Annotated in this window: 19 protein-coding genes; 16 read left to right on the top strand and 3 right to left on the bottom strand. The window is 36.1% G+C overall.

Annotated elements, in window-relative coordinates; translation table 11 throughout:
• The first annotated feature begins 5 nt into the window (after positions 1-5).
• Positions 6-1,031, top strand: coding sequence for a nuclease-related domain-containing protein (locus ACIFSR_RS31620; protein WP_430062991.1), 1,026 nt, complete (start codon positions 6-8; stop codon positions 1,029-1,031).
• On the opposite strand, the gene ACIFSR_RS31615 is transcribed toward ACIFSR_RS31620, so the two are convergent.
• Together ACIFSR_RS31615 and ACIFSR_RS31610 are read right to left on the bottom strand one after the other, a co-directional pair.
• Positions 1,028-3,103 carry a UvrD-helicase domain-containing protein gene (locus tag ACIFSR_RS31615; protein ID WP_430062988.1) on the bottom strand — a complete coding sequence of 692 codons (2,076 nt, stop codon included), beginning with the start codon at positions 3,101-3,103 and terminating at the stop codon, positions 1,028-1,030. The genes ACIFSR_RS31620 and ACIFSR_RS31615 overlap by 4 nt on opposite strands.
• Entirely contained in the window at positions 3,100-5,997 is a 2,898-nt protein-coding gene (locus ACIFSR_RS31610; protein ID WP_430062985.1) for a hypothetical protein, read from the bottom strand. Before ACIFSR_RS31610 ends, ACIFSR_RS31615 begins: the two co-directional genes overlap by 4 nt.
• A gap of 118 nt (positions 5,998-6,115) precedes the next feature.
• Here ACIFSR_RS31610 and ACIFSR_RS31605 point away from each other — a divergent pair, with 118 nt between their 5' ends.
• From ACIFSR_RS31605 to ACIFSR_RS31550, 12 genes are all read left to right on the top strand, one after another.
• Positions 6,116-6,325 carry a DNA modification system-associated small protein gene (locus ACIFSR_RS31605; protein ID WP_430062982.1) on the top strand — a complete coding sequence of 70 codons (210 nt, stop codon included), beginning with the start codon at positions 6,116-6,118 and terminating at the stop codon, positions 6,323-6,325.
• A complete protein-coding gene (gene dndD / locus ACIFSR_RS31600) occupies positions 6,286-8,316 on the top strand; it encodes a DNA sulfur modification protein DndD (protein WP_430062979.1) in 2,031 nt (676 codons plus the stop codon). Before ACIFSR_RS31605 ends, dndD begins: the two co-directional genes overlap by 40 nt.
• Before the next feature lie 11 nt (positions 8,317-8,327).
• The gene (locus ACIFSR_RS31595; protein ID WP_430062976.1) at positions 8,328-8,714 is read left to right on the top strand and encodes a hypothetical protein; all 387 of its coding nucleotides are present in this window, start codon (positions 8,328-8,330) and stop codon (positions 8,712-8,714) included.
• A gap of 497 nt (positions 8,715-9,211) precedes the next feature.
• A complete protein-coding gene (locus ACIFSR_RS31590) occupies positions 9,212-10,705 on the top strand; it encodes a dynamin family protein (RefSeq protein WP_430062973.1) in 1,494 nt (497 codons plus the stop codon).
• A gap of 5 nt (positions 10,706-10,710) precedes the next feature.
• Positions 10,711-12,960 carry a dynamin family protein gene (locus tag ACIFSR_RS31585; RefSeq protein ID WP_430062970.1) on the top strand — a complete coding sequence of 750 codons (2,250 nt, stop codon included), beginning with the start codon at positions 10,711-10,713 and terminating at the stop codon, positions 12,958-12,960.
• 20 nt (positions 12,961-12,980) lie between these two features.
• The gene (locus ACIFSR_RS31580; protein WP_430062967.1) at positions 12,981-13,508 is read left to right on the top strand and encodes a hypothetical protein; all 528 of its coding nucleotides are present in this window, start codon (positions 12,981-12,983) and stop codon (positions 13,506-13,508) included.
• 23 nt (positions 13,509-13,531) lie between these two features.
• Positions 13,532-13,804 carry a hypothetical protein gene (locus tag ACIFSR_RS31575; RefSeq protein WP_430062964.1) on the top strand — a complete coding sequence of 91 codons (273 nt, stop codon included), beginning with the start codon at positions 13,532-13,534 and terminating at the stop codon, positions 13,802-13,804.
• Positions 13,805-13,815: 11 nt separating this feature from the next.
• Positions 13,816-17,076: a helicase HerA domain-containing protein gene (locus ACIFSR_RS31570; RefSeq protein WP_430062961.1), complete on the top strand. Its 3,261-nt coding sequence runs from the start codon at positions 13,816-13,818 to the stop codon at positions 17,074-17,076.
• Positions 17,070-17,627, top strand: coding sequence for an HNH endonuclease (locus ACIFSR_RS31565; protein WP_430062958.1), 558 nt, complete (start codon positions 17,070-17,072; stop codon positions 17,625-17,627). The genes ACIFSR_RS31570 and ACIFSR_RS31565 overlap by 7 nt, the downstream gene beginning before the upstream one ends.
• An 18-nt stretch (positions 17,628-17,645) precedes the next feature.
• Positions 17,646-18,092, top strand: coding sequence for an SMI1/KNR4 family protein (locus ACIFSR_RS31560; RefSeq protein WP_430062955.1), 447 nt, complete (start codon positions 17,646-17,648; stop codon positions 18,090-18,092).
• Between the two features lie 198 nt (positions 18,093-18,290).
• Positions 18,291-18,728 (top strand): hypothetical protein, encoded by a 438-nt coding sequence (locus tag ACIFSR_RS31555; RefSeq protein WP_430062952.1) that lies wholly within the window; start codon positions 18,291-18,293, stop codon positions 18,726-18,728.
• Positions 18,729-19,258: 530 nt separating this feature from the next.
• Positions 19,259-19,558, top strand: coding sequence for a hypothetical protein (locus ACIFSR_RS31550; protein ID WP_430062949.1), 300 nt, complete (start codon positions 19,259-19,261; stop codon positions 19,556-19,558).
• A 297-nt stretch (positions 19,559-19,855) separates the two neighbouring features.
• Here the strand turns inward: ACIFSR_RS31550 and ACIFSR_RS31545 are convergent, their stop codons facing one another.
• Complete coding sequence (locus ACIFSR_RS31545) at positions 19,856-21,682, bottom strand: hypothetical protein (protein WP_430062946.1); 1,827 nt, start codon at positions 21,680-21,682, stop codon at positions 19,856-19,858.
• A 563-nt stretch (positions 21,683-22,245) separates the two neighbouring features.
• Between ACIFSR_RS31545 and ACIFSR_RS31540 the strand changes: the two genes are divergently transcribed.
• The 3 genes from ACIFSR_RS31540 to ACIFSR_RS31530 all read left to right on the top strand — a co-directional run bounded on the left by ACIFSR_RS31540 (position 22,246) and on the right by ACIFSR_RS31530 (position 24,450).
• Complete coding sequence (locus ACIFSR_RS31540) at positions 22,246-22,737, top strand: hypothetical protein (protein WP_430062943.1); 492 nt, start codon at positions 22,246-22,248, stop codon at positions 22,735-22,737.
• A 262-nt stretch (positions 22,738-22,999) separates the two neighbouring features.
• Positions 23,000-23,521: a hypothetical protein gene (locus ACIFSR_RS31535; protein ID WP_430062940.1), complete on the top strand. Its 522-nt coding sequence runs from the start codon at positions 23,000-23,002 to the stop codon at positions 23,519-23,521.
• Entirely contained in the window at positions 23,521-24,450 is a 930-nt protein-coding gene (locus ACIFSR_RS31530; protein ID WP_430062937.1) for a tyrosine-type recombinase/integrase, read from the top strand. Before ACIFSR_RS31535 ends, ACIFSR_RS31530 begins: the two co-directional genes overlap by 1 nt.
• The last annotated feature ends 31 nt before the right edge of the window (positions 24,451-24,481 follow it).

The following is a 24,481-nucleotide window of genomic DNA, read 5'->3' as shown; positions in this document are numbered from 1 at the left end:
TTAATATGGCAATATTTTATCCAGCTTCTCCATCTCCGAAGATTCAGGGTGAAAATAAAGTCCTTGAGATTCTGCAGAACAATCTTGTTGACTCGTGGATTGGTTTCCATGAGCCTTCATTAGATGGAGATAATCCAGATTTCATTCTTTTTTCACCATATTACGGGATGATTGTACTCGAAGTAAAGGATTACAAACTTAATACGATTCAACAGATGACAATTGAATCATGGACAATACTTGCTGATGGTAACCCGAAGAAAGTAACAGCTCCATTGAAACAAGTGAGGGGCTATGCATACAAACTGATCAATCTATTAGAACAATCGAATCTGTTAGTTAATAGCTCAGGTAACTATCAAGGAAGATTAAAGTTTCCAGTTGTCTATGCTTGTTGGTTTGTAAACCTTACATCCGATGATGTCCTAAACCAGAACATTCAAAAGACTATACCAGAAAAATGGATTTTTACAGCTGATGATTTCAAAAGTGAAATTGAATCAAAAATTATAAAAACCATTAGGGATAAGTTTCAAATTCCAAAATTAAGTAATGATGTACTAACAGAGGTTCAGAGAATTCTTTACCCTGATATTATTGTACCTAGGTTTGATGAGCGAAGACAGCTATGGTTTGAAGATTTTAAGAGAAGGCTTACTATATTACCCAGTATTATTGATGAAATACTGTTTATCGCAACTGAAATTAGAAATCAGTATGCAAAAGGTGTAGCCCTTTGCAACATCTATATTTATTATGTAGAGGACAAGTTTACCAAGAATGGATCAATTGCAGAAGAGATAAATAACATTTGTATATCGATGGGAATCGCATGTACCTTGCATAATCGTAACGATTTTGGGGTAAATATACTTCCGCTTGATAAGCTGAAATCACACTTAAGCTCGGATTTCATCTTCATTATGGATATTTCGCTGTCTGGAATAAATGAAGAAAGAGAGCTTTCTTTAAGAAGCTTGCTTAAAGAAAACTCTCTAAATGTTTACCTTTCCAGTTCAGATATGAGTTAGATCAATTTAAGCCAGTTTTGAAAGCAGACTGATTTTTTTGGGCAGTGCTCGTCACCGACGAGCACTAATTTTTTTTCTGCTCGTGTTAAGGCAACATAGAGTACACGAAGTTCTTCCGAATGCAGCTCGTTCTGATAATCTTTAATAATGTTACTATATTCATTACTCTGAATGCGGGGAGCGTTCTTCTCTCCATAATAGGGCTTATAGCTGTATTCCAATCCCGTATCCTGACTATATAATATTGGCGGAGCGAGCACTGTTTGACTTGTAGCTTCATCAAGATGAGGTAATATAACAATGGGATACTCTAGCCCTTTAGCTTTATGAATAGTTATTAAGGTTACCGCATTTGTTTCATCACCAACAGGAATGTCGGATTGTTGCTCTTCTTTATGAGAGGCAATCATGGCATGCAGCCAACTGATATATTCATTTAGCTGCATATTTTCTTTAATGCTGATACTTCGGCTAAGATCTTTTAGTTTATTCAAGTTTGCAGCTGCTCGAGGATTGTCTCTAACAAGTCTTTCCCGAATCTTTGTTACCTGATAAAGCTTATCTAATAATTGAGCTGGTGTTCTAATTTCAAGGTTAGAAATTAATTCATCTGTAACTGTGTGCATACTTTCTTTATCGTGGGCAAAGTATATAGTTTCCAATGCCTCTTCAGCATTAATGGATGACGTTGGATCAGATATAAAATTTAAGACCTTATAAGTATCAACTATTTCACGCTGATTATAAAAATTACCAGCCCCAATAAGTTGAAACGGAATGTTTTGATTAGCGAGTGCAGTGGCAAATTCCATCATCTGATAATTCTTTCTAAACAGTATTGCAAATTCACCTGGTTGTTTGCCTTGATCGAGTTTTTCTTTAATATAGTTTGCAACTAAATCAGGTTGAGTAATTCCTTCTTCATCGTTTGCAATCAGCCATTCATATGCATCTGTCAGGTAGACAGGCACTTTTAGTTCTTCCTTTGGCTTTAATGGTTCTGGCTGAAAGCTGTATTCAGGGTGAGCATCTTTTATTCTTTTAAAGAGCATGTTTACCAGGATAACAAGTTCTCCTGTTGAACGAAAATTTGTAGATAAATCAAGCACTTCTCCAGAACGTTTAATCCACTTTTCGACTGATTGATAAGATGCTAAATCTGCCCCCCTGAATTGATATATGGACTGTTTGCTATCTCCAACTACAAAAAGATGTGGGCTGCCGCTACTCCCATCGCATAGCTTTTTAATAATTCCGGTTTGATACATTGAAGTATCTTGAAACTCATCAACAAAAATATACTTATATTTCTTTTTTATACTCTCTGCGATTTCTGGATCTCGAACCAGCACTTTATAACAATATTCAAGAAGGTTGTCGGGATCCATTGTATGATAACGGAGTTGGTGATGAAGCTTAATAATCAACTCAAGTAAATCCACAAGTTCCTGCTTGATATATCTTGGGAATCCTGTTTCGATAAGAATGGAATCTTTGGTCTTTTTTATTACCTGTTCGATAGATAAGCCCTGGGACCGAAGCATGCTGTACAGACCGACAAACGTCTTTCTAAAATGATGAAAAGGCATAACTCTTTCATGATAAATATCTCGGTTATTTTCACTGCGCTCAGTAAACCAAGTTTCAAAAGTACGATCGACAGCTTGACGCATTGATGACTCAGACACCGAAAAGTTTGGTGAATAATTAAAATCAGGGTAGTGGATTGGACCTGCTTCTTCTAAAACCGTTTGACAAAAGTTATGAATCGTTGAGATTTGAGCTGAATTAATACCCTCAAGCTCATATCTAAAACGTTGTTTTAATTCTGAATCAGTGCTCGTTTTCCATTTGTGATATAAATAAAGTTTCAACCTTGCCATTAAATTTTCTGTGGCTTTGTTTGTAAAAGTTATTACTGCCATGTCATTAATACTTAAGTCAGGTTGGTCGGATAATAGTCGGAGGATACGACGACTTAACACTTCTGTTTTACCGGTGCCTGCTCCTGCTTTAACGAGAATAAACTTCGAGTTTGAATTTATCGCTGCATTCTGTTCTTCTGTAATCATAAGTCGACCTCACGTTCCCGGCATATTTTGTTGAAAGTACAGTACATACAATGACCACCGGTATTTTTTTTGAAGTCTCCGTTTTTAACTGCTGCTACTACTTCATTAAGCACATTCACCACCGCTTCTGATTTGCTGCGGAATTCACGTTTGAAATTAAAGTACCAATTTTTTATTTCTTCCATGGAGTCAGCTTCATCATAATTTTTTGAGCTGAACGAAAGTATATCTTTGCGATTAGAAATAGAGTATCTATGAATCATACGATTATAGTATTGAACTTCTAATTCTTTTATTGAACTAAATCTAAAGTCGTCGATTCGTATAATATCAGGGGAGTTATCTAATTTCATATTGACACTAATTGTGCTAAACCCATTGCTTCTAAGCTCTTTAACAAATTGGTTTTCAAAGATGTTCTTTAACAAAGATTCTAAGAAAAAATCAGTTTGGGCTACGACATTATGCCATTGTCGATTACCAAAAGGAAAAATAGTTCTAATTGCTTCTTCGGCTGTTCGTCTGTAAGTTTTCATATTAGCTGTGAGTCGTACTTGTTGCTTGTTTGAGTCAATTGAAGCAACCACTGGAAATGTTTCATTTGAGATAAACAGTTCAATAGCTCTTTCGTATAGACAAGATGATGCATAGGACTGCAAATGAAAAATTTGCGTATATTGGTTTTCTGATTGGTGCTTACTTTGATAATAAAATCGCCTTTGACAATATTGAAAGATAGCCACTTCTTCCGCAGTGAAACTACGTTCAATAAGGTCAGCTTTTTTACGTTCATGGTTATTGTCCGTAGAAGGAGCGGCAGTAATCATGACTGGATTTTTTATTACGCCATAATTCTCAAGTAATGCTTCTAATGACGGTTCCTTCTTATTTTCAAGACGATTGCCTTCTTCTACACCAAACACCTTAGCTATATCATGGAGATAATGAGCCGGAGTTAATGGTTGTCCGTTTTCCATGCTTGAATATGAAATAGTCAGCTGTGTCCCAGGTGCACGCATAGTAAGATATAGATGGTACATTGCACGATCTAAGTAGAAAGTCTCGAGAATCTTAGGATCAGAAATTTTAAAATTGGTCTTGTGTAGGAGTATTTGTTGTTCAACTTGTTTTGATGAGTACCATTTATGCGTTTTTGTTTCTGGATATTTATCTTGAGTGAACCTGCACAGGAATACATAATCATAACGTTGAAATTCAACGTTATTCGGTCCAGTAACAAGAATTTCTTTTTCTAAAAAGATATCATTCTCATCTTCAACCGGCTTATCTCCTTCTTCGAACTCTTCGTTCTCAGTGAAAAGCGCAGAAATACGAGATCCAAATTCGAAGCCGCTTATTGTGATGTTTTGTTGGTTCGTGACATTATCAGTTATTTTCAAAATGCGTTCCCATATCAGGGGAGATATATCGATAATTTGCGGATCAGTTTCAAGAGTGTTAATTAGGTTCTGAATGTGTTCCCCAACTGTCCGGGCTTTCCCTTTTATTAATGTTGAACTTATCTCAAGTATGTGTTGCAATACCGCTTTTACTTCATTTAGTTGCGATTCATCCACACCGTTAAGAGGATGTTGTTGATGGTTTAGGTCAATCAGAGGTTTTGCAGCTAGCAGTGAATCAATTTTCTCAATAAAGTCATGTATGGATACTGAATCTTCGAAGAAGCATTCCACTTTCTCAAACGCATTAAGTAAGGATTCGCTATGTTTTAGGAGCGAATTGCTAAGTATTATTTTCATCATTTTAATAGTAAAATAGCTGTCGCGTTCTTTACGGATATCTGTATGGATATCGAATAAATGCTTGATGGCACGTCCTTGTGATAAATGCATCAAGGGTCGCTTAGGTAGATGTACTTTTAAATTATATTGCTCTGATATTTCACGAATTATTGGTCGAAGCTCCATAGCTCCGGGTGTAATGATAACGATGTTCTTTGGGCTGATTTCCTTATACTTTATGAGTACAAAGATTTTCTGCATTATATAAGTTAGCTCTTCTTCTAAAGTGTTAAACTTTAAGATTTCCAACGATGCATCTAAATAAATTTGTTTGTCTGAACGAAATATGTTTTTTGGCAGCTGGTTTATAAAATGTGATTGTGATTTTATTTCTTGTATTGATCTCCACTCAGAAACCGGTTTAAAATTCTGATAAATAGTTTTAACGGCTTTTAGAGCTGGATGATCTGGGGTCTCTAAGTCATAAGGAAGTAATACTGTAATTGGTTTACCTTGAATATTAAATTTTTCAATTATCAGTTGCAAAATAGGTGAGATCGGCAAAAAGGCACCGTCTAAGATTAATTCAGAATAACCAGATAAATCCAAATCACTCAAGGCGTTAAAGCTAGATTGTGCACCATCAAATACATTTGTGGCTCGTAATTGATTTAGGTATTTTTCATATATATCGATGGTTTGAGACCATTTTTTACTTGGATCAAATAGACGTAATTCTACAGAATTAATACCCGATAAGTTGAGTTCATAAAATAATACACCTAGATCATGAAGTACGGATAACCAGCTAGGATTATTGGTGTCAGGGTTTTCTTTAATCACTCGTTCCAGAATTACACTCGCTTCTGATTTTGTAATAGTTTTGACCTGGGAACTATAACGAAGTTTTTTTAAAAATTGATTGATCTCATATAGGTCAATATACTTATGTAGCTCTTTTTCAATGTTGCTGTCTTTTGTTGAATTCTTATTAACCTGTATTTGAAGTGACCACTTTCTTGCATAGTATTTAAGCCTTCTACGATACAATATTAAAGTTGGTGTTAAGTGCAAAACACGGTTATTTAAAATGTTTCGAGAGTTTAACTCTAATTCGATATCTTCAGTATGTGGCGAGCAGAGAATATCCATCTGGACACTATTCCTCCTAGATAAAGTGGGACAGATTTACTATAATAAGAATTATACATGAATCATTTTATGATGAACACAAGCAATGATTACATTGAATCACCGGGAGGCAACTGATTTGACGGACATACTACAGGATGAAGACGACTTGTTAGTCGAAATTTGCAAAAAACATGGTGTTGACCCTCAATATTTACGTGAACTATTTAAAATAGAAAAGGAATTCGCTGATAAGAACATGGCAAAAAGAAAGGGTATATTTGAACGCATCTCAGATTATGTTGAAGAATGGGTGGAAGACGAGGAAGCGGGGATGGAAGTTCTATGATTTTTAATTATATTCAGTTCGAAAACTATAGACCGTACTATGGTGTTCAAAACATGGAGTTACAAAAAAGACATGAGCAGTTTTCTCCTTATAAGAAAAACATAACATTAGTTGGAGGATTAAATGGAGCAGGTAAAACATCCTTGATTAATGCTTTTTATGTTTGTTTTTACGGGAGGAGAAAGTTTTCTAAAGATGAATATGAAGTCATAAAAAAAGAAGCTATAAATACGCGGCACAAAAGAGAAGGTGGTAATAGTAGCAATATTCAACTTTCCTTCAGTGACCATACTGGTCAGTATATAATTGAAGTCTTATTTGAACAAAATCATAAAAATGAAATTGTTGAACAAAGAAGAATTTATGTAGTTTCAGGTTCAGAGAAACGCGAGGTAGCCGCCTCTGATGATGAATTTAATGATTTTATTGATCAGAGAATTCCGATTGATGTAGCTCCATTTTTTATTTTTGATGCTGAGAAAATCAGAGATCTCGTAGGAGAGCACGATTCCAAAGAAACAATTAAAGCGATTCAAAAAATCGTTTCTTTGGAATTATATAACCAACTCCACAGTGACCTATCGAGCATTAAATATACAACAGAATTGAATTTGTCCAAGTCCGTAAAGAATGAAGATATTTTAAAGCTGACTGTTCAATTAGAGGAATGCGCCTCAGAATTAGAATCGTTAAGAGCTCAAGATAAGCCAATCGAGAAAGAAATTGAATTTCTTAAAGAAAAGAAAGATTATATAAGTCAGGAAAGAAGGAGAAAGTTAGCAAGTAGTTCGAATACAAAAGCTCAAATTAACCGACGTGTCGGTGAACTGGAAAGTGAACAAAAGAAAATAAAAGCGGCGCTAGAAAGTTTCGGACGTTCCTTACCTAAGATGGTAGTATATCCACTTGTGAAAAAACTACAACAGCAAATAAAGAAAGAACAAGGGCATGTCGCTTCCTTAAATAGAAGCCAAGCAGCATTCGCGCCGTACGACAGGTTTATTTCCCAGTTATTAGCCCAAGAAACTACCCCTCCTTTGAGTAACGATCAAAAGGAACAGTTGACTGAAAAAGGTAAAGATGCATGGGTTAAGGTTAACAAGATGCAGGAGATTAAGGTTGAACCAATGAATGTTCTGCATGCGTATGATCTATCGCCTAATGAACTGCAAGCTATCCTTAATTGGAACTTACCTATGAACATGAATATAAGGGAGCTCATCAGTAAGAGAAATAAAATCGATACTGAACTACAATCATTATTGGCACAGCTTGAAGACGCACCAGACGTAATCGATACTAAAGAGATGGATGAAGAGTTGGCAGATATATCTGAGAAACTTGGTTCCCTCTACACAGCAAGAAAATCGAGAAGCGAAGCGTTGCGTCGACTCCAAGATAGGCATCAAGACCTTTCAAAAGAGCTTACGACTAAAAGAAGAGCTATTCAAGATTTAGGTCCCGTTGAACAAAAACTAGAAATGATGTCGAAGCTCATCAATGCAACAAAAGAATTTATTGATCGTGTGACAATTTTAAAAGCGAAGCAACTTAAGACCGAAATTGAATCTATTTTGCTTCAACTTTTCCGTAAACGCGATTTACATCGTGTGGAATTCGATCCTAAAGAATTTGCGCTAAAAATTTATGATGAATTTGATAATCAAGTAGATTTGACTTCAAGATCAGAAGGTGAAAAGCAATTAATTGCTTTATCAATGATTTGGGCTTTAACTAAGGTTTCTGGAACTAATTTCCCTTTCGTAATCGATACTCCTTTGGCACGACTGGATAGCATTCATCGATCGAATTTGGTCAATCGTTATTTTACAAACCTAAGCGACCAGGTCATCATACTTACAACTGATACAGAAATCACAAAAGATTTCGTTGAAGAGATTGAACCATATGTTCAGAAGTCTTACCTTCTTCAATACGATGATGTGGAAACGGCTACCAAAGTCAGTGAAGGATATTTTACATTCGAATAGGAGTATTATTTATGGCTAACGGAAGATTACCTTTATCCCGTGAGGGTGAGGAAAAACTTTTAAAATTAATGAGTGAATTGGACTGGAACGACAAACGACCTGAGGCAATTAAACTAGCCTTTGTAAAGGGATTGGTTTCAGTCGATGGTATTCCGGAACCAAAGGACAGAGTTAAAAGCGACTTCGTTATTGGTGATGGTGTGGTTGCCAGGGGTGAAGAATACATGTTGTACAAACATATATTAATCGAGAAAACTGGCGAACCAATGGATCCGAAAAGAATCGATGACTTAATACTAAGATACCTTGAAGAAGGCTTGGATATTATTTCAAAAGAAATTGACTCCCTGTCGGACCTTGATAATTATTTGTTATACCTGGTTGAAGCTCATGGATAAACTCAGATAAGATGGGAGGTCTGCAGATTGTTTAACTGCATTTGTGGGGCTGTATTGCTTGTAAAGTCGATTGAATCCTATCCTGAAGGATTAACCTCTCAAGAGAAGCTCGATTTTAATCGAACTTGTACTACTGAGTGTCCTGAATGTAAGAAAAAATATACAGAATTAAATTATGATTAGACGGCGTAAGCCGTCTTTTCTAATGTCAAGCTAAGTACAACAGTTCTTCATAATCTAAGAATAAAAAACGCATAAACGAACATACGGTTGGTGACAACACCATGTCATTAAGTTTATGTATACTTATTTTAGTTTGTAAAATCATAGGTATTTTTAACTACAAAAAGAAGGGAACTAGGAACTGCTGGTCGAATTAAGTAAGTTACTGTCGGAAGTTTTTGGAATGCCCGTCGCTGTTATCATTTCATTTGGAATTCCGATACGTTATGTACATTTTCAGGATCATCGTTTTATATTGGAGGTAAGGCACAATAATGATAGGCACATCAAATTACAAGTTAGAGATGTTTCTAGCTAAGCGAGACTTAGGCAAACATCCAGTATTAAACCAATTCTATTCAACAAAAATGGCTTATCTATCATTTCTATTTGCTGGACTGCGAACTGGGAGAAGAGATGAACATCAGATTAGAGATATAATGTCTGCTTATTACTTGAATTTTGGTATTAAAGAAAAAGATATTAATCAGTTAAACAATATCGAGTATCAGGATGAGACCGAACTGTTTAACTGTTTGCTTCAGCAATTAGGTTTTACCGATCTAAGAAAATTAAAATTTAAAAACTCATATTGCAGTAGATTACTATTAGGCGAAATACTGTTTTTTGATTTAAAGGATTCTAACGAATTCCAGCATAACGGTTTCATCCATTTACTTGCAGATTATTTTGAAATTCCAATGACTTATGTAGAAAAAGTCAAATCAATTTTGGTGAAAATAGCATCCAACGAAGACGTTAACGGTCTTTTGAAGCCCAAAAAAATGGAGTCTTTTAAGTATTTTAATGATTGCATGAAGGGTTACAGGAAGCATCAACTGGTAAATGGCATCAATATCACTGTTATAGCAACGATGAGCTCTGGTAAATCAACTTTATTGAATGCACTGATTGGTAAAAAAATTTTCCCTTCGGAAAACAAAGCATGTACATCGAAGTATTTGAAATTTACTAATAATGCAAAGCTATCAAGAGAAGCCGGATTAGCTACAGGTAAATATTTAGATAGCCGATGGAACATTACTTATAATGATATAAGAAGATGGAATCTAGACTCTGAAATAGATCGAATCGAGATTGAAGGTATGATGAATCCCTATTCAATGTTAAGGAAAACCAAGATTTCCTTAATTGATACTCCCGGGACGAATAACTCTAGGGATAAACAGCATGGTGTTGTCACGCGGGAAATACTGCTCCAACGAAATAGCGATGTAATCTTGTACATTCTCAATTCAACTAATCTCGCCTCGAATGATGACAGTGATCTGCTAAAAGAAGTTGTTAGACAGTTGGGAAATACAAAAATTATTTTTTTGTTAAATAAAACGGATCAATTGGATTTAGATGCAGATGACGATATCGTAGACTCCTTAAGTATAGCAAGAGACTATGTCATGGAACATGGAATAGTTTCACCTACTATTATCCCTATATCTTCATACGCAGCAGGTTTGTATAGATATATACTTGATGGAAGGTCTCTAACGAATAAAGAAAAGAGTGATGCACTTGCACTATTGAAATTATTCAAAAACCCTAAATACGACATGAATAAATATATTGACAAAAAATTGATTAAGTCTCTTTCTCAGCCCGCAATTAATGTAAGAACCAATAAAAATATTCAAATAGACTCTGAATATTTAAGTTCAAAAGTCATATATGAAACAATGAAGAAGACAGGTATTTACGTGTTAGAGAGCTTACTATTTCAAATATCAAATATACCTCAAAATGGAAGGTGATTCTTATGACAGAAGTATTTATTCGCTATAACCCTTATAAAGTTGAGACCCAGATATATTATGATAATGAAGCAATCAGTCAAGATAGTCAATTAGCCAAATTTAAGAATGAAAGATTACAGGTATGGCTGGATCAGTTAATTGATATTTTAATAGAAGAACTTAATGAAAAAGAATTCAAACTTGTATTTCAAGGAACGCTTCCCGATTATGATGATGTCTCTGAAGCTTGTTTAAAATACAATCAAAGCAAGATGGTTAATATACAACTAGCTCATATCCCAGCTGAAGGGAAAGAAGATAAAATAAGCGAACTAACCCAATTAGTCGATGAAATGCAGCGCGGACCATTCGAGGAACTTCGCAGCGATGGAATAAGAAAGAATTTTGAGAAAGCCCTAAATTCTGATTTTGAGATTGCTGTTATTGCGACAATGAGTTCGGGGAAATCAACTTTGATTAACTCCTTATTAGGTAAAGAATTAATGCCTTCCAAGAATGCAGCTTGCACAGCAACAATAGCAAGTATAAAAAATATCCCAGGTCGAGATGAATTTATTGGACGCTGTTTTGATAAGGACGGATTAGAAATTGAGCCATTCCAACCATTAGATGGTGAACGCATGAAAGAATTTAATAAGAACGAAGAAGTTTCACATATAGAAATTGAAGGGAGCATTCCAAATATTTCGTCTAGACGTATGAATCTCATTTTGGTAGATACGCCAGGACCAAATAATTCTAGAAACAGCGCCCATAAAGATCATACGTATAGAGTATTAAAAAATGAATCAAAACCTGTTGTTCTTTATGTATTAAATTCAACACAACTTCACACAAATGATGATAATAATTTATTATCTATAGTCGCTGAACAAATGAAAAGTGGAGGTAAACAATCGAAGGACCGATTTATTTTTGCGGTGAATAAAATGGATGCCTTTGACCCTGAAGAAGAGAGCATTGAAGATACTTTGAAAGAAGTTAAAGATTATCTTCAAGAAAAAGGGATCAATAACCCGAATATTTTCCCTGTTTCCGCTGAGACTGCGAAAGTAATTCGTATGTACCAAAACGGAATTGCTCTAACTGATAAAAAAAAGGAAACTTTGAATTCCCATCAACGCTTTATAAAAAAGCCTCAACTGCATTTGGTGAAATACGCACCATTAAGCATTTCGATGAAACGGAAACTTGTAAATTACATTGAGAAAGCAAGAGAAGACAATGATACATATGCCGAAGCATTAATACATTCTGGAGTACCATCTATTGAAGCAGCAATAAACGAATATTTGGACAAGTACGCCGTAACGGCAAAAATAACAGCTGCGGTAAATTCTTTTAAGGATGTAGTTGAAGGTAAGAAAATGGAACAGAAATTACAAAATGAAATGTCCGATAATGAGGAACTACGCAATAGTATTAATTTACAAATGAAACGAATTCAAGATGAGATTTCCAACGGACAAAAAGCAAGTGCTTTTAAGGAGCGAATTAACCGAAAGAAATATGATGTTCGTTCTGTAATGAGACGGGTTGAAGGCAAGGTTCATACGAAAATTGATGACTTTGCGGCTGTTTTTAATAACGAAGGAAGTATTGAAGAAAGTAAAGCTAAAAAAATAATTGCAAAATTAAAAGAAGACATATCTTCATTGCAAAGTGACATTAAAACAGACATAGAGCTAATTATTCTAGCTACTATGCAAAATGATGCAGAGCAGTTACTAGATGAATATCGCAGTTATGTTAAGGATTTAATCGAAGTCAGCGGTGATGCGATCAAAAAAGATGATTTTCAAATATTTACTGCGGAGTTACCTGCCGCTGAATCATTAGTAGATAGTTTAAAATATACAAAAAAAGTTGCTGACGGAGAAAGATGGGTGAAAACATCTTCGTGGTGGAATCCCTTCTCATGGGGTGATGGCTATTACGAGACAACCTACACAACTAAAACTTATGTAGATGTTAATAAAATAGCTGAAGAGGTCATTAATCCAGCAAAACAAGACTTGCTCGATAATGTTAATAAAGCCCAAGAGTATCTTGATAATGAAGTTCAAAAGCTTAAATCATTTTTTAATGCTGAGATAGACCGTTTGGAGAACCTACTATTATTTAAAGTGAATGAATTCGAAAAATTGTCTGGTGATAGCGCAACTTTATCATCAAAATTAAGAGATGACATTGAAAAAAGTAATTGGCTTCAAGACTTTGTTGTACGTTTAGATCGAATATTAGAAATATAAGAAAGGGTGTGAACTGCAAGATGTTTCAACCACAAAATTTCTTGCTAGAGGCAGTGGGTAAGGCTGATATTGAGCAGGTTAGAGTTGCTCTTAGCACATATCTTTCCAAGAATCCAACTAATGAGAAAAACGAAGTCATTCATGCAGCTGAGTATGCTGAGAGTCGATTGTCGGAACCACTTTGGGTGCAGCATGATGATATGTTTATTGAAAAGGATTCGAATAAGTGGACAACGGAATATCTAGGGCAATTGAAAAGTGACTTGAGATATAATTTTTCTAAAGAAAGATTTATGTTTATTATTGAAGTGGGGAAAAAAGTTAGACCATATAAAGGGAGAATAAGCCCAGCTCAGATTATCGAACAACCATTGCGTAGTTCGGCTCCGCATCCAACTCCTAAACATACTGTATTAATGCATGACCAGTTACCAGAGAAGGTAGTTGATACGGGAAAGTCGAACTCAAAATGGCTAGTGATAGCGGGACTCGGAGGATTAGCGATACTAGCAATAGCGATAATATTGATTACTCAAAGCCAAAAGTAGAAATTACCCAACAGAATAATAAATTGAAAGTAGAACAGGAAATAGAAACTCAAAGAGAAGTAGGGCGGGTTAGCGATATCGGTGATAACTACAACGCTGATAATTCAATACCAAAGGTTGATGCGATCCATAATAATGCGTCATATGTACAAAAGAAAGTTTCCGAGCATTCTAGTAATGTCCAATTTGAGAAGACTGAAGGCATAAAGGATAAATTTCAGAAGTTAATCAACAAGAATCCTTTTAGACGCGATTACAATGGTCAACAGAAAAAATCAAGACGTACTCTAAATTAGAAGGTGAATCAATGAACAATATATCCGATATGGTTGAGATAGACGGAAGAAATTTCAAGGATTTAGATGAAGCTTTCGAAGCATCTATTGATTTCGTGCAAAAAAATTATTTGAATGAGCTTTCTCTTCGTAATGTTGTTCCTATTCCAAAGCATATCAATGAACTTTCAACTAGGAACAACATCCGATTATTTCGTATGAATAAATTAGTTTTTGACAAGAATGAAAACAATCTAGACAAATTAATGAGTATATATAATACTCTTGGGAATGTGAACGGTTCTCTGGTCATGATTATGAATAGTGATGGGAATCGTACTGATTTATATTTGGGTACACGTACTCTTTCAAAAGAGCAGGATGTAAACTCTTCGAAGGAAGCGTTGAGGAAGAGTTTCGAAGGGAACTTCCCAGGGAGCGAAATTGAAAATTTAACTAATACAGAAATTGAAAAGGTGATATCCTCTGTATTCTCATCAGAACTGTCGCAAAATGAAAAGAGTATTTCATCCGTTTCAGGAGTGCCATCACTTAAAGATCAAGATAAAGCTAAATTTGTTCAGGGTTTAGAGAAACTTGTAGAGGCTATGAAGGGGGAGGAGTTCTCCGCTATCTTTTTAGCGGACCCAGTGTCTTATAAAAATATTGAAGAGATAAAGCATGGCTATGAAAATTTATATTCACAATTAGTGCCATTTGCTAAATGTGATTTGAGCTTTAATTCCAGTGATAGTATTGCTATTTCGGAAGGGATTAGCAAGGGAGTAACAGAAACAATTAACGAAAGTTTGACGAAAACTCAAAGTTATACACAAGGTTCTTCTGAAACCGAGAGTCACAGTGAAACTCACTCTAAAACAACGAATTTAGGAACAGCACTTGCTGGAGTAGGTGCAGTTGGAGGCTTTTTAATAGGCGGTCCAATTGGAGCTGTGATAGCAGGGGGGGCTGCTGGTGCAGTTGGATCTTTAATAGGTAGTTCTACAGATGGAACATCACAAAGCCACTCTAAGACAACAAATTCATCAAAAACGGATGGGGAGTCAGAGATGCGAGGTAGATCTGACTCGACTTCATCACAAGAAAGCAATTCGGAAACACAAACGATTGGTAATTCTAGAAACTTGCAGATACAATTCGAAAATAAAACCGTAACCAATCTACTTCAAAAAATTGAAGATCAACTGCTACGATTGAGAAGTTCTGAAGACTTTGGTATGTGGAGTTGTGCGTGTTACTTTATTGCTCCTAGCGTACAAACATCTCGTGTAGCTGCTAGTACGTTTAAAGCAATAATGCGAGGAGAAAATTCCGCAGTTGAAAATTCTTTTATCAATACATGGGACAATAATAACAAGGCTAACTTAGTGGAAGTAGGGAGGTATTTAAAGAAATTAAATCATCCCTTAATCGAAATGAAAGTAAATACAGGACTAAACTTACCACATGTTTCACCGGGGTCGTTAATTAACGGTAAGGAACTTGCAATTCAATTAGGATTTCCTCAAAAATCAATTAGTGGGTTGCCGGTTATTGAAACGGCGGAATTCGGAAGAAATATTGTTGCATATGATGAGGCAGTAGAAAATAGGGCTTCTATTAAACTCGGAAATGTTTTCCACATGGGCAAGTCAGAAAACACTGCTGTAGAAATTGATGTTAAAAGTTTGGCGATGCATACATTTATTACAGGTTCAACTGGCTCAGGCAAGTCTAATACGATTTATCAAATGTTGAACGAGCTTATAAGAAAAAATGTTCATTTTCTAGTCGTAGAACCGGCTAAAGGTGAGTATAAGAATATATTTGGCGGTCGAAAAGATGTACATGTATTTGGAACCAATTCGAATTTTACCGATCTGCTTCGCATAAATCCTTTTCGGTTCCCAATTCAAGTACATGTACTGGAACATATTGATCGAATTATTGAGATTTTTAATGCATGTTGGTCGATGTACGCAGCGATGCCCGCGGTTTTGAAGGAAGCAATAGAGCGAACTTACGTTTCGATTGGCTGGGATATTGAAGAATCCTTTTATATTGGTGAAGAAGTTAGATACCCTACATTTCATGATTTATTAAACATACTTCCGATTGTAATAAAAGAATCTGCCTATTCGGAGGAAGTAAAAAGTAATTATATCGGGGCGCTGGTTACAAGAGTGAAATCTTTGACAAATGGATTGTTTGGTAAAATATTCACAGATGATGAGATTGAAAACGAAATCCTGTTTGATAAAAATTGTATAATTGATTTAAGTCGTATTGGTTCAATTGAAACCAAATCACTAATAATGGGGATTTTATTTACTAGGCTTCAAGAGTATCGAATGTCGGGTGATGATATTTTTAATAGTGATTTAAAGCATGTAACTGTACTCGAAGAGGCACATCATCTATTGCGCAGAGTGTCTTCTGAGCAAAGTCAAGAAGGAACTAATTTACAAGGGAAATCGGTGGAAATGATTGCAAATGCAATTGCTGAGATGAGAACCTACGGAGAAGGTTTCGTTATTGCAGACCAATCTCCTAGTTTACTGGACCGATCAGTTATTAGAAATACAAACACGAAAATAATTTTGAGATTACCCGATGAGTTAGACCGAACAGAAGTAGGAAAGACGGCAAATTTAAATGATAATCAAATAAATGAACTACCTAAACTGCGTACAGGTGTTGCAGCAATTTATCAAAATAATTGGCTACAACCTGTACTCTGTGAAGTCAGTAAATTTACAAACTACGAGCCTTACAATTTTGAAAAAAAATCAAAACCAAAAATGATACCTGAGAATAAAATTATGTTGAGTAAGTTGTTGGAATTATTATTAATGGGGAGAGTTCCAGAGGAGAGCCGGTATAACGTTGGCACAATTGAAACGGATCATTTGAAGAAATGGTTATTGGGTGCCTCTATAAGTCACCACATTAAACAAACTATCGTTCAGGACGTATCTCATTTTGAATTGAATAATAAAATGCAATTGTGGGAACAGAAAAACTTTGTTGAATTATCTAGAATAGTTAATTCCTTGATCCCTCAGAGCGTTGGACTAATTCAGTATGCAAAAAATGCTATGAATTTAGAGGAGTGGAACAAACGATACATTGAAGGACTTCGGAAATATGTTACATTTACAAACCCGAAAGCATACGAGCCTGCCGTTATGCAATGTTTGCTTCAGGAGAAAGCACAAGAGGATATCGGGTTCAGAGACTTCTATTATTTATGGATTGAAGAGACGAAAAAGGGAGCGGTAGAGGTATGTTAGAAACCCTTTCAGCTATTGGTGGAAACATAGACTTAATGAGAGAAGGGTTAAACAAAGTCTCTTCTGACGTTCCTAATTTTGCAAAATATTTGAAGCCAGAATCCATTTCCAATTTTGATGAAGCCAACGAACCTTTATACATCAAAACGAGGAATGAAAGTTTGGCTGGAGAGAATCATCCTGAAACTAGTGTACCTTTCCATGAAAAAATCATTCAAACTAATGAAGGTACCTATACAGGAGTTTTTCCAGAATTTCCTGTAGAATATGAAATGAAACTAGATGAATCTTTATACCATGAATCAGACGCGAAACAATTCAAAGCGGCTACATTATCACTACAGGATGATATTAATCATAATCCTGACTTGAAATCAACATTTACTGAAAGGCAACTCGAACAGATTAATAATGGAAAAGTTCCCGAAGGATATGTTTGGCATCATAGTGAAGAGCCAGGAGTTATGCAATTGGTAGACCGTTCTCTTCATGAAAACACTGCCCATACTGGCGGGAAGTCAATTTGGGGTGGCGGCTCAGAGAATCGATAAACTTAGGAGGCTAGTTTGATGAAGCACGATAATGAAGTGAAATGGATACTTACGAAAAAAGAATTATCATCTGAAGAGATATTAACAGTTGAAAAGAAATTAGATATTTCATTTCCATCAGATTTCGTTGAATGTGCTAAATTAAATAATGGTGGACAACCTGTACCGGATACTTTTGATCTTCAAGGTCGTAGAGGCGCAGTATTTAATGCATTATTATCTTTGAATATTGACGAGAGTCGTAATATACTGAGTGTTTATGAAAATATAAAGACTCGTCTTCCTCGAAATATCTATCCATTTGCAGACGATCCTTTTGGTAACTATCTTTGTTTTGACTATAGAGATAGTACATCTCCAGTAGTAGTATTCTGGGACCATGAACATGCAGACAATGGTCAAGCTGCTGCATTAAGTTATGTATGCAATTCCTTTAGTCAGCTTCTGAACAAGTTATACGAATAATTTTATAATGAATATTTCACTACGAAATGGCTCCGAGCAAAACGCGGGGCTTTTTTAATTTGAAGGATATTCTAAGTGATTAGTTGAAATTAAATAAATTATGACGAATGAAAGACGAGGAATAGCGTAAAGATTTACTTATGAACAGAATTACCCTCATTTTACAATCTATCTCAGTATAATAATGGAGGTTTGAATTTGAAAAAAGAAGAATTAATTCAGCATCTTGAGGCTATTTATATAGATTACTACGATGGTTTAATGAATTCTACTCAGCTCAAGATTACGTTGCTAAGACTTCAGAGAATTTTCAATAGTACGAATGCTTCAGAATGGTCAGAAATGATTTTAGACGCACAATGGAAGCATGCTATTGAAGAGGATTATGAGAAAAAGAGACGTCAAATCGCAGAAGACACATTAGATGATGAAATCGCTGAAATTCTAGAGAATCACGAGGAAGTAATTTGGGTATCCAGACTTAAAGTATGTAAGTCAAATGTGGGATATTATATTGGTCGTATGGCACGGGTCACTTATTCAGAATCAGAAGTCCCCTGGAATCGAAAGTCAGGATATTTTGAAAACGAAATAGAAGCATTTAGCGCTCTAAAAAAAATTAAAGAAGTTAATTGATTTCACTGTAGTTATAGTAAACTGAATACTCCGGGGCAAATTGAGCCATCGTTCCGGTGAGTGAGAGCCACGTCTCCGGCGTTTTTGAGCAACCTTTCCGGTAGGGGAAGCCACTGTAAAGTTAACCATCAGATCAAGTACATTTCTTGGGGCTCTGCCCCAAACACCGTCCTCGCCGGAGGGCAGGTGGTCATTGCTATGACCACCCTAAACAGGATCTAGGGGATAGAGAAGGACTCAAGGGTCAAGATGAACTCGCTACGCTCGCCCTTGATTCCTCCATCATATCCGAATCTATCCCTATGGTGGCTCTCACCACCGGAGAGGTGGCTCATTTTCTCCGGAGGACTGGCTCACTTACCACCGGAATGATCGCTCTATTTCATCGAAATATTCATAAACGTGATATTACGTAGGAATAGAAAATTGAACTCAGAATAAATTGTTGATCTGTTGGGACTTGAAACATACCAAGTTTAATTTTAACTTTAGGCATCAATATTATCGAATGAATAGCAAGGGGCGTGTGCGTGGCAAAGTGTACAAAATGTGATAACAACTTTGAAAACAACGAAGAAATTATTTTAACTGACTATTTTGGGGTATTTAAAGAACCCGTTTTGGTCTGTAAGGGATGCTTTATTAAACAGCTGCTTAGTGGAATAGAAGGGTACGAGCCTGGTCATTGTGACCATTGTAATAGAGAGCTAGTTCCTGACACGGACATTGATCTTGATGAAGGAAGTGTTTGGTTCTATTGTCCTGGACCTGGCGATGAACACAGCTCTATAGGAGAGTATTTGGTCCAGCCTGAGGAGGATTATGACTGATTGGTTTCACAATCCTTAAACCTTAAAATGAATAAATGCAAAATGCCCGTTTCACACCTTTAATGAGATGTACGGGCATTTTTTGTGAGCGAGTATTTTGTACTTTTAAAAGAAGAATGGGAGATTTGATCAATTAAATGGAACTATGATATAATTTGTGACGCTATTAAGTTGAGTCACCGGCGTTAACTGAAAGATAAAAGTCACATGAGTCGTTTCGATGGTCCGTCGCGCAGATGAATAATAACGGGTCACCTCAAAAACTAAAACCTTTTTCTTAGCTCGGTTGAATTGAAATTATAAACCTGTTGACCTCATAAGAATGTTTGGGGAATGATTTTCAGAGTTTTTTGTGTCGAAAATAGTTAAACATTGTATCCATGCCTTGAACTCTCCAATTTTTCTAAGCCCTCCAATATAACGATTGCGTATTAGCTCCGAAAGAGTAGAAGAAGGCAACGATAAAGCACCACAACTAGTAAGTATCCCCAGTAAGTATAGATTGTTTATATCAACTCGAACGCAATTCCATGATTTGCTGGAAATACCATTTGATTTAAGGGTGTCGCAATAAATACGATTAGCGTCTTCAGTTCCTTGTGTGAAAGCTTGTTCAAGCTCGGAAGCAAAAATATACTCAATCGCACGCATCGTTGTGGGAGGATAATCCTCCCATGGGTGAATACCGACGCCCAAACCGGTATCACTTTTAAGTTCTTCGGAAATAAACCTATAAAACAATTTTATTCCTGCCTGATTTATCGAGTCAGGCGTATTATCAATACTATATGCACTAAAAGACTCGTAGAGCGTTTGCAATAAATTTTTGCGTTCATTCGAAACGGCATTTGCGATTTTGTATCCATCCTGAGTTTTTACACGTGCATGATTTTTAGTTTTGAATATGTGGAAATATTCTGGTTTCGATGGATCGCTAGTCATGCTTGGTATTTGCGATAAGACGTTTGTTATAAAATTGAGAAACTTGCTACAAATGACTTCTTCAGTAGACTCAGACTTATCTGTAATGGTGAGTGAATCATTAAGCGAGTCTCGTAACTCTTTTAAAATCAACTCCACTCCCTCGCCTGTAAATGAACGGTTAATGATTTCCTTAAGTCTTTTCCTGAACACTTCTTCCGCGAAATTAATCTTTTTGTCCTTCATTCCCGGAATTCCTATTACTGATTTGGATGGATGGAGAATATTCATCGAATTATCAATAATACTTTTTCTAAGTGGTGCGAATTCCGCTTCAAAGCTTTGCATAGCCTTTTCAGCGTTACGCTGCATATCTTCATACTCTTCATCATCATCACATGGTTTTTTAGTGTTATATAGAAAGCATGCATCTCCGGTAGCTACTAACGGAGCTATACCTTCTACGATTTTTTTGAATCCCGCTCGTGCAGTTTCACCACCGCTGTCGGTTAAAACGAGCATGACAAGATGTGCTTCCGCAATATGTACCAGTTCATAAGAATTTGATACGCCAGGCGTATCGGTGATCACCATGTATGATAAGTTGTTTTCATTCATGATTTCCGCCGCTAATTGGCTTGGTTGTACAAAAATTTCTATATATTCTGTAGGCGCAATCGCTTCACCAGATCTACGTTTTTGCTTTAAGTACGAGTTGATTTCGGTCGCAAAGTTTTCTAGGCTATTTTCATCTAAGCGCGAATATTGCCGTTCATCTTCTTTTTCTGTATTAAACTGGGCATAAGGCTCTAGAACTTTTGACGAAACAATGAGTTTAACAGCACACTCCGTAAAGTCTTCGCCTCCCTTGCTAAACACTCGGCGAAGGATAAAGCCTGCATGCTGTGCCACAAAAACGGAAGTAAAGTAACTTTTACCTGTTTTGGGAAGTCCGGCTACTGCGATAGACTTATGACTGCCAACTTCAATTGGAACTGTATTTCTAATTGGAATACGGTTGTGCTTCATTCCCCAATCTTGAATTTCCAATAAATCAAAAAGAGGTCCGGACTCCAGTCTCTTTATCGGTACGGGGAAATCTGAATATCGATTCTGAAGATTTACTACCGCAGAAGAACCTACTCCGAATAAATCTCCTATTTCTTTTGTGCCAACAATGTTTTCCGAATTTATATTAGCCATAACGACCACCATTCTTTTGAAATATTAGTTCACATAAATTAAAAGAATCTTGTGAATGTTGTTCACAAGATTATTGTATAAATTTACCTTCGAGTTGTCAATGTCTAATTGCAGGCTTATTGAATAAATGAAATTTTGCCCTTAAAATGGGTTGGAACTTTGTCATTAGGAGACATTTGCATTGAATATACGGTGCGCTTCTCGGACACTCAATTTTCTTTAGTGGCGTGGTTGTCAAAATTAACATTTTGTCTCTATTTTAGTATTATGGTGTACCTCAATCATTAAGTTTTGAGCAGTAAAATAATACTGTATGTTTGGAGGGCAACTGATTTATATCTCAATCGTTAATATGCTGAAATTGTCTTCTCAGAAAATTCAACAGTTTAAGGATTTTGAACCGAGTGAAAGGAATTAAAATGGTTCCAGTTTTGATTACAGATTTCTAATTTCCCGGCAGTTGAAAAGAGTTTGGTAATAATATCAAGTTCCAAGGAAGCTTAGTTTAGTTTGACGTATATAATGAATTGCATCTGGGAATAGCTTTTTCTGAGGTGATTCTGTTGGGGAAAAGATATTTTTTGCCAGAGTTTAAAACAAATACTCCGGAAGAAAAAGAATATAACGAAAATGTATTAAATGCTCTTGAAGGTTTGCTGAAAAACATTAATAAGAGAAAAAATTATAATGGAGTGAGAGATACTTGTATACATATTGCAAGTCGTATTCTTAAAAATAAATTCAGCGATCAAGATGCCAAAAAATTAGGTGAAAATATATATCAAACTATCAAAAAAAGAGGTAGTATTTCATATTCCAATATTATTGAGTTGGCAAACGCAGGCATAGAACTTATTGAAGATATTCGACCTGCCAGGTCCTCAGCTAATAAATCACTTAACGAGTTATTTAAAAAGCTATCAGAGAAAGAAGTTCCATCAAACAAGCTGTCTCACCTGCTAGCTTTGCTTTCGAAGGCATTGATGACAAAATTAGATGAATCTGAAGCAGAATATGTAGAGCTGCTCGATCAGTTTGAAAAGCTAATAACTTAATGTAACAAGTGAGATTTTCTCACTATAATTCACATAGCCAAATGGGCTAAAAATCGCGTCTAACCAATGATCGCGATTATTATTCCATTTGGTTTTTTTGTTTGTTTTATGCAAAAGTCCAAAAATGAACTTAAAGATGTCATGATTAATGGGTGCCGACCACGGAAATCGCATTATGAATGGACAATGGAACCGTCCTGGGGTTCACACTCCAAATAATGCATGGTTCTACATCAAGCGCATATGAAAGGTGGTAATCAATTTGAAGAAAAAGAGCACTGATGTCTGTCATTCTGATTTGGAAATAAAAACGAACTTCTCATCGCAGAATGGTATTTCTACGAAATCACTTTCGCTTTATGGTATTAAAAATCCATACAATGCCTATAATGTGATTGGCGCACCAAATCAGCGCAAAAAGGAGGATGTTTTCAACATGATAAATGAAGCTGAATTTGTGCCTTTACACAAATCGATGACGCGGAATGTTCCGTTTGACTTAAATCGTAAACTGGCGGATTTGCTTGTATACCCGCGTTATAAAGGGACGTTTGTAATGGCTTTTTTCGAATCCATTGCGAACATCAACTCTGTAACTTTCAAATCAGTTGCTGAGAAAGTAATGGTAGCAGTCGGGCAGCAGGAAAGTCGGTTGAATCTTAAACGTTTGACGGCATCACAAGTCACTCACGACATGTTCGATTCAGTCCAATCAAAGTCGCTCAAACAATATGTACGCAGGTTCGTGGACTATGCGCAAGATTCAGCGAAAGGAGAATCGTAATGACAGATCAACTTTTAAACCACCCATTGGTCAGCTTCTTTGTAGCTGATAAGCGCAGGAATGGAACAAGCGAGCAAAGTATTAAAAATAATTATGTTCTCAAATTGCGCGCTTTTTTTGGCTGGCTTATAAAGGTTTACCCCTGCTTTGAAGGATCCTTACTCAATAATCTTCTTGTTGCGAGCATTACCAAGGAGCATATTCAGGATTACAAGTCTTTTTTGCTGAGACAAGTTCGTTCTGGGGAAATATCTCCTATCGGTGCAAAACGGAGCCTGCAATTTATAAGAACATTCTTTCGGGTCTTGTATCAAAAAAAGAGGATCCGAAATGATGTTGCAGAGTTTGTCACAAATATCCAAGCAGACAATTATAAATATCGCACAATCCCGGATGATGAATTACTTCAAGAATTTTTTGCTGCAGTAGATCAATACGCAGTTAACCCACACCTTGAGCGTCTTGCTTTTTTATTAATGCTTAATGTTGGATTGCGAGCATCGGAAGTAGCAAAACTAGGGTGGAGAGATATAAACCTCTCGACCAAAACAATTGCCATTAACGACACGAAGGGCGGGAATGCGCTCCTCCCTTTACCGGATGTCATAATAAACCACTTTTTAGCTTTTATTGAGAAGGAAGGGAGGCAAACTGGGTCAATTAGAGTGTTCTCTCAAATGAAGCCCAGCTCGTTAAAAACACATTTGTACCAAATGTTCAAGATTTATTGGCTCGTGATTGGGTTTGATGCCGAAGGCGGTACGCATCTTCTCAGACATGCTTATGTTACGCGACTTGCCAAAGCACGTTGCGCGCCGGGATTATTAATGTTTTTATCGCGACATGAATCATCCCATTCGTTACCTCTGTATCTGCACGCGTCACAGGAAGAGCTAAAGTCGGATATCAACAGAGTTGGTATCTATTAATAGAAATATCACATTAAATGGAGGTGATTAT

The organism is Paenibacillus sp. NRS-1760 (assembly GCF_050467785.1).
In the GTDB taxonomy this organism is placed as follows: Bacteria; Bacillota; Bacilli; order Paenibacillales; family Paenibacillaceae; genus Pristimantibacillus.
This window is presented reverse-complemented; position numbering and strand designations above follow the sequence as displayed.

Coding starts and splice junctions, on each gene's coding strand:
- ACIFSR_RS31620 (WP_430062991.1), top strand. CDS start 6: ATGGCAATATTTTATCCAGCTTCTCCATCTCCGAAGATTCAGGGTGAA.
- ACIFSR_RS31615 (WP_430062988.1), bottom strand. CDS start 3,103: ATGATTACAGAAGAACAGAATGCAGCGATAAATTCAAACTCGAAGTTT.
- ACIFSR_RS31610 (WP_430062985.1), bottom strand. CDS start 5,997: ATGGATATTCTCTGCTCGCCACATACTGAAGATATCGAATTAGAGTTA.
- dndD (WP_430062979.1), top strand. CDS start 6,286: ATGGGTGGAAGACGAGGAAGCGGGGATGGAAGTTCTATGATTTTTAAT.
- ACIFSR_RS31595 (WP_430062976.1), top strand. CDS start 8,328: ATGGCTAACGGAAGATTACCTTTATCCCGTGAGGGTGAGGAAAAACTT.
- ACIFSR_RS31590 (WP_430062973.1), top strand. CDS start 9,212: ATGATAGGCACATCAAATTACAAGTTAGAGATGTTTCTAGCTAAGCGA.
- ACIFSR_RS31585 (WP_430062970.1), top strand. CDS start 10,711: ATGACAGAAGTATTTATTCGCTATAACCCTTATAAAGTTGAGACCCAG.
- ACIFSR_RS31580 (WP_430062967.1), top strand. CDS start 12,981: ATGTTTCAACCACAAAATTTCTTGCTAGAGGCAGTGGGTAAGGCTGAT.
- ACIFSR_RS31570 (WP_430062961.1), top strand. CDS start 13,816: ATGAACAATATATCCGATATGGTTGAGATAGACGGAAGAAATTTCAAG.
- ACIFSR_RS31565 (WP_430062958.1), top strand. CDS start 17,070: ATGTTAGAAACCCTTTCAGCTATTGGTGGAAACATAGACTTAATGAGA.
- ACIFSR_RS31560 (WP_430062955.1), top strand. CDS start 17,646: ATGAAGCACGATAATGAAGTGAAATGGATACTTACGAAAAAAGAATTA.
- ACIFSR_RS31545 (WP_430062946.1), bottom strand. CDS start 21,682: ATGGCTAATATAAATTCGGAAAACATTGTTGGCACAAAAGAAATAGGA.
- ACIFSR_RS31530 (WP_430062937.1), top strand. CDS start 23,521: ATGACAGATCAACTTTTAAACCACCCATTGGTCAGCTTCTTTGTAGCT.